General features: G+C 59.7%; 9 protein-coding genes and 1 pseudogene. 6 read left to right on the top strand and 4 right to left on the bottom strand.

What is annotated here, in order from left to right; translation table 11 throughout:
* The 3 genes and pseudogenes from VIW95_RS01880 to VIW95_RS01870 form a co-directional block, all read right to left on the bottom strand.
* Positions 1 to 239, bottom strand: a pseudogene (locus VIW95_RS01880) (hypothetical protein); the annotation flags it as partial.
* 512 nt (positions 240 to 751) lie between these two features.
* Positions 752 to 1,060, bottom strand: a complete 309-nt coding sequence (locus VIW95_RS01875; protein WP_349259277.1) for a HigA family addiction module antitoxin — start codon at positions 1,058 to 1,060, stop codon at positions 752 to 754.
* 13 nt (positions 1,061 to 1,073) lie between these two features.
* Entirely contained in the window at positions 1,074 to 1,370 is a 297-nt protein-coding gene (locus VIW95_RS01870) for a type II toxin-antitoxin system RelE/ParE family toxin (protein WP_331583446.1), read from the bottom strand.
* 187 nt (positions 1,371 to 1,557) lie between these two features.
* Between VIW95_RS01870 and VIW95_RS01865 the strand changes: the two genes are divergently transcribed.
* Genes VIW95_RS01865 through VIW95_RS01850 form a run of 4 tightly spaced genes read left to right on the top strand, consistent with a single transcriptional unit; the run spans position 1,558 to position 5,303 of the window.
* Entirely contained in the window at positions 1,558 to 2,544 is a 987-nt protein-coding gene (locus tag VIW95_RS01865) for an LLM class flavin-dependent oxidoreductase (RefSeq protein WP_331583444.1), read from the top strand.
* A gap of 25 nt (positions 2,545 to 2,569) precedes the next feature.
* Positions 2,570 to 2,938, top strand: coding sequence for a VOC family protein (locus VIW95_RS01860; RefSeq protein ID WP_331583442.1), 369 nt, complete (start codon positions 2,570 to 2,572; stop codon positions 2,936 to 2,938).
* A gap of 48 nt (positions 2,939 to 2,986) precedes the next feature.
* Positions 2,987 to 3,358 (top strand): nuclear transport factor 2 family protein, encoded by a 372-nt coding sequence (locus tag VIW95_RS01855; RefSeq protein ID WP_331583440.1) that lies wholly within the window; start codon positions 2,987 to 2,989, stop codon positions 3,356 to 3,358.
* A gap of 34 nt (positions 3,359 to 3,392) precedes the next feature.
* Positions 3,393 to 5,303, top strand: coding sequence for a hypothetical protein (locus VIW95_RS01850; protein ID WP_331583438.1), 1,911 nt, complete (start codon positions 3,393 to 3,395; stop codon positions 5,301 to 5,303).
* A gap of 24 nt (positions 5,304 to 5,327) precedes the next feature.
* Here VIW95_RS01850 and VIW95_RS01845 read toward each other — a convergent pair whose 3' ends face one another.
* A complete protein-coding gene (locus tag VIW95_RS01845) occupies positions 5,328 to 5,762 on the bottom strand; it encodes an Rrf2 family transcriptional regulator (RefSeq protein WP_331583436.1) in 435 nt (144 codons plus the stop codon).
* 133 nt (positions 5,763 to 5,895) lie between these two features.
* Between VIW95_RS01845 and VIW95_RS01840 the strand changes: the two genes are divergently transcribed.
* Both VIW95_RS01840 and VIW95_RS01835 read left to right on the top strand, forming a co-directional pair.
* Positions 5,896 to 7,515, top strand: coding sequence for a nitrite/sulfite reductase (locus VIW95_RS01840; RefSeq protein WP_331583434.1), 1,620 nt, complete (start codon positions 5,896 to 5,898; stop codon positions 7,513 to 7,515).
* A gap of 29 nt (positions 7,516 to 7,544) precedes the next feature.
* Positions 7,545 to 8,378: a phosphoadenylyl-sulfate reductase gene (locus VIW95_RS01835; protein ID WP_331583432.1), complete on the top strand. Its 834-nt coding sequence runs from the start codon at positions 7,545 to 7,547 to the stop codon at positions 8,376 to 8,378.
* Positions 8,379 to 8,504: the final 126 nt, after the last annotated feature.

Raw genomic sequence — 8,504 nt, 5'->3', positions numbered from 1 at the left:
ATCGTCTCGCGCGGGCATTCGGAGTTCGACAAAATGCCGGCGTAAACCGCGCGATGGCCGAGCCATCGGCAAAAATTGGCCAGCGGCGCGAGCGTCATATCGCCGGCCATGAATCCCGGAATCAGTATGACGACTTTGGCGTTTTGCGGACGTGCGTGCGGCCAGGGATGGGTCAGTGCGCCGAGCCAGTAGATGCTGGCTTCGAGCGGAACGCGGAGCTCGCCTAACGCGTCGAGCATCGAAGGTCGTTTGGTTTGTAATTTATTCCGTGATGAAACTTGCGCGATCTTTGGAGTCATCTGTCTCCTTCGTCGACAGTTCGCGCGGGCATCGGCTCAGACCGCAGGCGTATGCAGGGCGAAACCGCAACCTCGTCATCCCATTCATCCCTACACTAAGGATAATCATTCTTTAACAATCGGTTCAATCAATTCTGAGGCATGCCTTGATGATTTCGTGGGCATCGGCGCTGTGCGGCACAGAGCGACGTGCGTATTGAAGCGGCAATTATTCACGTAGAAGCGAAGAAGATCAAAGAAATTCGCAAATGCACTGTTACAATTTTCGGCAGCAGCGACGGCTCTTTTGGTCGTGGGTGGGAGAATGTGCTGCGATTTTAATCAAGGACTCGTCGAGTCTTCATGCCAAAAATTAGCTAGACGAATCCTCGACGAATTCACTGTCTCCTGGTGCTGGCGGGTCGGGTTGGCTTACCGTAGCCACCCTCCCGCGCTGGAGCGAGTCGCGCAGATTACGCGGGGGCGGTCAGAGGCCGAGCCCGTTGAATCCGCTTGCGTTCGCGGGGCGAATGCATCGCTTCCCAAAGGTCGCTGCGCCGCTGCACATTGAGCCAGAAGTCAGGGCTGTTGCCGAACACACGCGCCAGGATGAGCGCCGTCGGCGCGGTCACGTTGCGGCGGTTGTTGCAAAGCTCATTGACGTGCTTGCGCTGTACGCCCATCGCTTTGGCCAGCGCGCCTTGCGTCAGACCCATCGGCTGCATGAACTCTTTGGTAAGAATCTCGCCGACCGGGATCGGCTTGCGCTTTGTCATCAACATTGCTCGCCTCACTTCATCTGTAACTGTGATCGTCGAGATCGACGCCCCTGGCTTCGCCGCGGCCGTCGTCCCATCGGAAGACGAGCCGCCATTGTTGGTTGACGCGAATCGCATGGAAGCCATCCAAACTGCCACGCAGCTTTTCGAAGTGATTGCTGGGCGGCACTCCCAAGTCGCGATCCGTCGTCGCATCGTCTAGCATCTGAATTTTACGGAACAAACGGCTCTCCAGATCGGATGGGATTTTCCTCGAGCGAATGTCTTCAATGAAGAAATCGCGTAACCAGTCATCCCGAAAGCTCACGATCATTTCGCGGATCCATCATGAGCTTATGTACCACTCTATGACACAGGCGGCAAGCCGCATCGTCGCAACTTCCCGAGAGATCGGAGGCAAGTCCCTGTGCGCTGAAACAGATCATCGAAATCCGATGTTCTTAATGCTGGCGGGTTTGCTAACGTAGCCGGCTCAAATACAGGTTCTTCGCGAGGTACCAATGGAATTCGGAATTCAACTTGGCGGGCTGGAACCCGCACAGTATCGCGCTCACGCGCAAACCGCGGAGGCGCTCGGCTACGACCTGATCGTTTTTCCCGACCATCTGGTGAACGAGGGTCCGGATCGGCAACTCGACGTGAAGTCGCGGACCTTCGATCATATTGTGATGGCCGCGTCGGTGATCGAAGCGACCAAGAAGATACGCGTCGGCCATCTCGTGCTATGCAATCTGTTTCGCCATCCGTCGATCACGGCACAGAGCCTGATGACGCTGGATCAGTTGAGCGGCGGACGACTGGTGGCGGGTATAGGCTCGGGATGGACCGAGACGGAATTCAAGATGAGCGGGATTCCGTTCCCGCCCATCACCGAGCGGCTGCGGATGCTCGACGAAGCGATCGCGGTCATCCTGTCGCTGTGGAAGAACGAGCGCACGACGTTCGACGGCGAGTTCTACCATCTCAAGGATGCGATCCTGTGGCCGAAGCCGATCCAGCAGCCGCATCCGCCGATAATCGTCGGCGGCGGCGGCAAAGGATTGTTGCGGCTGGCGGCGAAGTACGCGGACTACGTCAACATCATTCCCGATGCGGGCAAGCGCGGCCATATCTCGATGGAGGTGGTGAAACGCACCAACGACAAGTCGTTCCGCGAGAAGGTCAGCTTCGTGCGCGACGAAGCGAAGCGGCTCGGCCGCAAGCCTGATGCGGTGCGAATCAGCAATTTTATTTTCGCGACGATAATTTCGGAATCAAAGGAGGCTACCCGCAAGAGTGCCGAGATGATGGCTGCGATGTTCCAGCAGTCCGCTGATGAGTTGCTGGCGTCGCCGATGCTGCTGATCGGAACGCCTGAGGAATGCATCGTCGAGCTGAAGCGGCGGGCGAAAGACTGGGGCACCTCGCAGATGATCTTCACCGGCGAAGTCGGGCAGAACGAAAAGCTGATGCGCGACCTGCGGGAGAAAGTCCTGGTGCACGTATAGCCATGTCGCTCCAGAGGGGGACGTAATGGAATTTTCAATCTGCATCGACGTTGACGACGTGGATCGCGCGGTTGTGTTTTACGGGCGCGGTCTCGGCTTGACCGTGGTGGAGCACCATCCCGACTGGGCGCACGTAAAGCTCGGCGCTCAGACGTTCTGGATCATGAAAGCTCCGGCTGGCGCGCAGGGGCAAATCTCGCGCGATTACGGGCGGCACTGGACGCCAGTCCATCTTGATTTCACAGTCGAAGACATCGACTTGGCGGTTGGGCGCGCAATCGATGCTGGCGGCAAGCTCGAAGGCGAAGTCCAGCACGGCGCGAAAGGTGCGATGGCTAATCTGTCGGACCCGTCGGGTAACGGAGTGGATTTGGTCTGCCCGGCGAAAAACTAATCGCCGACCTTTGGACGTGGGCTTAAGCGCGATCGAACGGAGCAGAAAATGTCGCCGGAAGAGTTCATGAAAGATTACGAGCTGGCGAACCGCTCGCACGACCTCGAGCGAGTTCGCTCGCTGGTCGCAGGGGACGCGCTGTTTTGGTTTAGTAACGGCACTTCGCATCCGGGTATCGAGCGAATCGCGGAGGCAATCAACCGGAACTTCGTGACTATCCTGGACGATCACTACGAGATCGGCCCAGTCCGCTGGCTGATCCGCTCGGACACCTGCGCAGTCTGCAGTTATCCGTTCAGATGGACTGGCACTGTCGGCGGGCAGCCGGCGCAAGGATCAGGCCGCGGAACGTCCGTCCTTGAGAAGCGTGACGGCCGCTGGCTGATGGTCCACGAGCATCTAAGCAAAGGGCCTGCCTAAGACTGCCTCGCGCTCGGGCTGGAGGGGATGCCGCGTGAAAGCGACCGAGGCAAAGACGCGACTCTATCACGGGCTACGACGCCTGCCGCCGCAGGTCGTGTTGCTGGCGACGTTTGCGTGCTTCTATTTTGCCATCGGTCCCGGCAATTTCTTTGCGGTCGACGAGGTGATGCAGGAGGAGACCGCGCAGGCGCTGATCCTGCGGCACGCGATCGACATCCCGGTGATGGTGGACGCGCGGTTCGGCCGCGGGGGGAACTGGTACACGGTAAAAGGGCCGGGACTTCCGATGGTCTCGCTTCCGTTCGTATATCTCGGGCTCAAACTCGACGACGCGGTAGGATCGATGAACGGAGGCCAGCTTGCAGGTCCTCCGATCGGGCCACCGGAACAGCCGCTGCGGTGGAGCGGAAGGCTGGCGCTCTCAGCCGCGTTGATCGTCAATGCGCTTGCCGGCGGCGCGATCGTCGCCGTTCTGTTCATGGTCGGCGCGCAACTTTCGCCGAAGCCACGCGCCGCCCTCTTAATGGCGACAGCGGCCGGGCTTGCGACGCTGATCATGTCGGAGGCGACGCATTTCTATCAGCACGAGCTGGACGCGCTGATGGTACTCCTCGCGTTCTGGTTCTTTTCAGTGAAAACCCCCCGTGAGCTTTCAAGCAGCTCTGTTCTGGGCGGCGCGAGTCTCGGCGTCGCGATTTTGGCGCGTCCAGATGCCGTTCCCGCGGCGGTCATCATATGGCTTTACGGTGCGGCGGTCGCGTGGAAGATGGTTCGGGAGCTGCCCGATCGATCGGCGCGAATGATACGGCGAACGATTCTCGCCGCGATGGGGCCGATCGGCGCAGTGGCCGGCTCGATGTATTTCAACTACCTGAGATTTGGGAGCGTTACTCAGTTCGGTTACTGGGAGGATCGAGCGCGCTTCGTGCTGGACGTGCCCCAGATTGCAAAAGCGATCGCCGGCTATCTCTTCAGCCCCGCGCTAAGCGTCTTTGTATTCGCTCCGCCGCTGATTCTTATTTTCATCGTGGGCCGCAAGGCTTACCGCCGCTGGCCGCTGGAGACGACAACGCTGACGTTGGCAGCTATCGCGCATCTCTTGATGATTGCGTCGAACAAGACCTGGAGCGGCGATTTGTCGTACGGACCCAGGTACATGCTCGAGTCGATCGTGTTGCTGATGCCGCTGACACTGCCCGCCTTCGAGATGGCGGTCGATCGCGCGCCGAGGCGGGCGACAATTGCGGTAGCCGCGCTCATGTTCATCGGATTCATGGTGCAGCTGATAGGCGTCTCCGTGTACGTTGCGGCCATCGAGGTAAAGCGCATGGCCGCTGGAGTCGTGGCCAACAACGCGTGGGTGTTTGTGCCGAGCGTGTCGCCGATTGTCTCCGATCTTGAAGACCTGATGAGTCGCCAACATTTGAGTCCGTGGGCAATCCGGGCGTTGGCCATTCCTGATATGGCGCTGCTGCTGTTGATTGTCCTGGTCACAATCGTTTTGTTCGGCGCTCGGCGAGCATTCCAGTATTTCAGGGCGCCGGAAGCCGGGCCTGTAAACCTGAACTCGCGTGCACTCCCAATGATCATCGTGGTGGCCGCCGTGGTGCCGATTGTGATTGGGCTTGCGATATCGCGGCCGCTCAACGAAGCGCCCGGCGTCCACGGGCACTCGTTGTTGAGCGCCGGTCTCGAAGCGCAGAGCGCGGGACACATGGTATCCGCGGAAGAAGACTACGCGATGGTGCTCTCGCTCTATCCGTCGAATAAATTCGCGTGGTTTGACATGGGCGTCCTGGAACAGGACGCGGGCCGCTTAAACGATGCGATACTGCTCTACCAGGGAGCGCTGCGGGAGGATCCGAACTTCGCACCGCCCAAAAATAACCTGGAATATATCATGCGCACGCGCTTCGGATTTCCAAGCCTGCATCCACATTGACCCATAACAACGCGCGTTAAAGTATCAGATGCTGTAGTTGATTGCGTGCTTGCGCTTTTCAGATAGTGATTGCAGGGTCACTCCGCGCAGGATGCCGTTGACACTATCGCGCACTTCGCGCCATACGTCGCGCATCGCGCATGGCTGTTCGCGCGGGCAGGTCGACGAGCTCTCCTCGAGGCACTCCACGGGCGTGTAGTCGCCCTCGATTATCTCGACGACATCGGCCATCGTGATCCTCGCCGGCGGCCGCGCCAGCATGTAGCCGCCGCTCGGGCCTTTCTGGCTGGCGACGAGACCGCCGCGCTTGAGCTCGATCAGCAGCCGGCGGAGGTAGTTTTCGGGGATGTCCTGGGTCGCGGCTATTTCCTCGACTCGCACCGGCAAAGTGGTAGGATAGCGCTCCGCCAACAGCAGCAGAGCCTTCAAGGAGTAGTCAACACCGACGCCAAACTTCATCTCTTTTAACTGAACTTCCGGCGTGAATTTAGCATGATCGGGGCAAAACTGAAATAGGCGACCGGCTTAGTCATCTACTTAATTGACTAAGTAGGTAATCTAAGTTACCTTTACATTCGCAGGAGATTCACCCGTGCCGAAGAGGGAACCGCAACCGTGGGAAATGGTGCTGAAGCGCAATTCGGTCGAGCGCCTCAAGCACGACCTTTTTCCCACTGAGCTGACCGGTCAATGGGACCGGCTGGTGGAGACCTCGTACGAGAAACTCCCCGAGGAAGACATTGTGCGGCTCCAGTGGTTCGGCATGTACCACGACAAGCCGAAGATCGGCACGTTCATGATGCGCATCAAAATCCCGAGCGGCATCCTGAGTGCCGACGGGCTTCGCGCAATTGGTGAAATCTCCGAGAATTACGGGCGCGACCAGGGCGAATTGACCACGCGCCAGAATATCCAGCTGCACTACATCACGCTCGACAGGTTCCCCGAGATTCTCGAGAAGTTGAAGAGCGCCGGGCTGACGACGATGGGCGGATGCGGCGACGTGGTGCGCAATATCACGGGATGTCCGGTGGCGGGCGTCGATCCCGACGAAGTTTTCGACGTGACGCCGCTGATTGCCGAGACTGCTGGATTTTTTTACGGCAATCGCGAGTACTCGGACCTGCCGCGCAAGCACAAAATCTCGATCGCTGCATGCAAGCATCAGTGCAACGCGCCAGAGATTAACTGCGTCTCGCTGATCGCGATGCTGAAAGACGGGCGCGAGGGCTTTGCGGTGCGCGTCGGTGGCGGGCAGTCCTCGACGCCGCGCCTGTCCCGGCACTTGGGCGTGTTCATCACGCGCGAGCAGGCGATGCCGGTAATGCGCGCGATCATCGACGTCTGGCAGGGCACTACCGAGTACCGGATGTCGCGGGTCAAGGCGCGGCTCAAGTTTATGATCGACGACTACGGCCCCGAGGAATTTCGCAAGCTGGTCGAAGCGAAGCTCGGCTTCGCGCTCGATAATCTCGCCGAGATGCCGCTACCCGAGACCGAGAGCGATCACATGGGCATCCACGGGCAGAAGCAGGGCGGCCTCAACTACGTCGGCTTCCCGGTTTACCTGGGGCTGATGAGCGGGCGGCAGATGCGCGAGCTTGCTGCGCTGACGGCGTCATTTGGCGGTGACATTCGCCTGACGCGGCGGCAGAATTTCATCATCACCGGCATCCCGACCGCGCAGCTCGACGACGTGATCGCTCAGGTGGGCGCGATTGGCTTTCCGCTGGAGGCGAACGGGCTGTACGCGTCGTCGATCGGATGCATCGGCGATCCGCATTGCAACTACGCGGTCACTCCCACCAAGACCAAGCTTGCTACGATCATCGAGCGGCTGGTGAATCAGTTCGGCGAGCAGGTCGGCGGCCTCAAGCTGAATCTCGACGGATGCCCGCATGCGTGCGCGCAGCATTGGACCGGCGACATCGGGTTGCAAGGCACGACCAGCCGCGGGCCTGCGGGCGAGCCGCTCGAGGCGTTCGACATTATTCTGCGCGGCGGTCTGGGCAAGGACGCAGCTATTGGCAAGCCGATAGTACGTCGCGTACCGTCTCCGCTGGTGGAAGATTACGTGTCGCGGTTGTTTGGGACTTATCTCGAGCGGCGCGAGACTAATGAGACGTTCTCGCATTTTTGCGTGCGCACGCCCGACGCCGACCTGATTTCGATCGCAAGTGGAAACGTAACCGGCGCGGACGCCGCCGCCTGAACCCGGGTATCGTGCCCAAGGATTTCGTCATGGCTGCAGGAGCCCAATTCAACGAAGAGCCCGAAACGCCCGAGCTGAATCTCATCATGGATGAACTCGAGGCAGGCGAAGCTGCCGTCGAGCTCGACGACAAGGAGCCGCAGGAAGTCCTTGCATGGGCGATAGAGAGGTTCGGCAAAGAGCTGGCGATTTGCTGCAGCTTCCAGGCTGATGGCTGCGCGCTGATTGACATGGCGCACAAGATCGATCCGAGGATTCGCGTGTTCACGATCGACACGGGCCGGATGCCGCAGGAGACCTACGACGTAATAGATAAGTATCGCACGCGCTACGGTATCAACGTTGAAGTCTTCATGCCCGATACCGCGGTCGTGCAGCAGATGGTTACCAAGCACGGCAACAATCTTTTCTACAACGACGTCAACCTGCGGCTCCTATGCTGCCAGGTGCGCAAGGTGCTGCCGCTGCGCCGCGCGCTGATGAACTACAGCGCCTGGGTGACGGGACTCAGGCGCGACCAATGGGCGACGCGCTCGAACATCCGCAAAATCGAAATCGATCACGACCACGGCGGTATCGTAAAGCTCGCACCGCTGGCCGACTGGACTGACGAAGAAGTCTGGAACTACATCCGCGCCAACGACGTGCCCTACAACGAGCTATACGACAAGGGCTACAAGTCGATAGGATGCGCGCCATGCACGCGCGCCGTGGCCGAGGGCCAGGACGCTCGCGCGGGCCGATGGTGGTGGGAAACGGGCGCACCAAAAGAATGCGGGATGCATTGCGCAATCGAGACCGGCGGCTTCGAGCACGAGCTGGCATCCCTGCTAGGACAAAACGAAGGCGGCACCAAGTCTTAGGGACGGCGATGGCGAGCGACGACCAGCCCCAGCCGGGCGACTCGATAACGCTCGACACTCTCCAGCGCGACATACTGATTCCGCAAATTCAGGCATTCCTCGACGCCACGACTGATCCACAAGCCC

Source organism: Binatus sp. (SeqCode) (assembly GCF_036522015.1).
In the GTDB taxonomy this organism is placed as follows: Bacteria; Desulfobacterota; Binatia; order Binatales; family Binataceae; genus Binatus.
The sequence above is the reverse complement of the archived record's forward strand: the minus strand, read 5'-3'. Positions and strand labels throughout refer to the sequence as shown.

Excerpts from the sequence above, each read along its gene's own strand:
- VIW95_RS01875 (WP_349259277.1), bottom strand. The coding sequence starts at position 1,060 with ATGTTGATGACAAAGCGCAAGCCGATCCCGGTCGGCGAGATTCTTACC.
- VIW95_RS01870 (WP_331583446.1), bottom strand. The coding sequence starts at position 1,370 with ATGATCGTGAGCTTTCGGGATGACTGGTTACGCGATTTCTTCATTGAA.
- VIW95_RS01865 (WP_331583444.1), top strand. The coding sequence starts at position 1,558 with ATGGAATTCGGAATTCAACTTGGCGGGCTGGAACCCGCACAGTATCGC.
- VIW95_RS01860 (WP_331583442.1), top strand. The coding sequence starts at position 2,570 with ATGGAATTTTCAATCTGCATCGACGTTGACGACGTGGATCGCGCGGTT.
- VIW95_RS01855 (WP_331583440.1), top strand. The coding sequence starts at position 2,987 with ATGTCGCCGGAAGAGTTCATGAAAGATTACGAGCTGGCGAACCGCTCG.
- VIW95_RS01845 (WP_331583436.1), bottom strand. The coding sequence starts at position 5,762 with ATGAAGTTTGGCGTCGGTGTTGACTACTCCTTGAAGGCTCTGCTGCTG.
- VIW95_RS01835 (WP_331583432.1), top strand. The coding sequence starts at position 7,545 with ATGGCTGCAGGAGCCCAATTCAACGAAGAGCCCGAAACGCCCGAGCTG.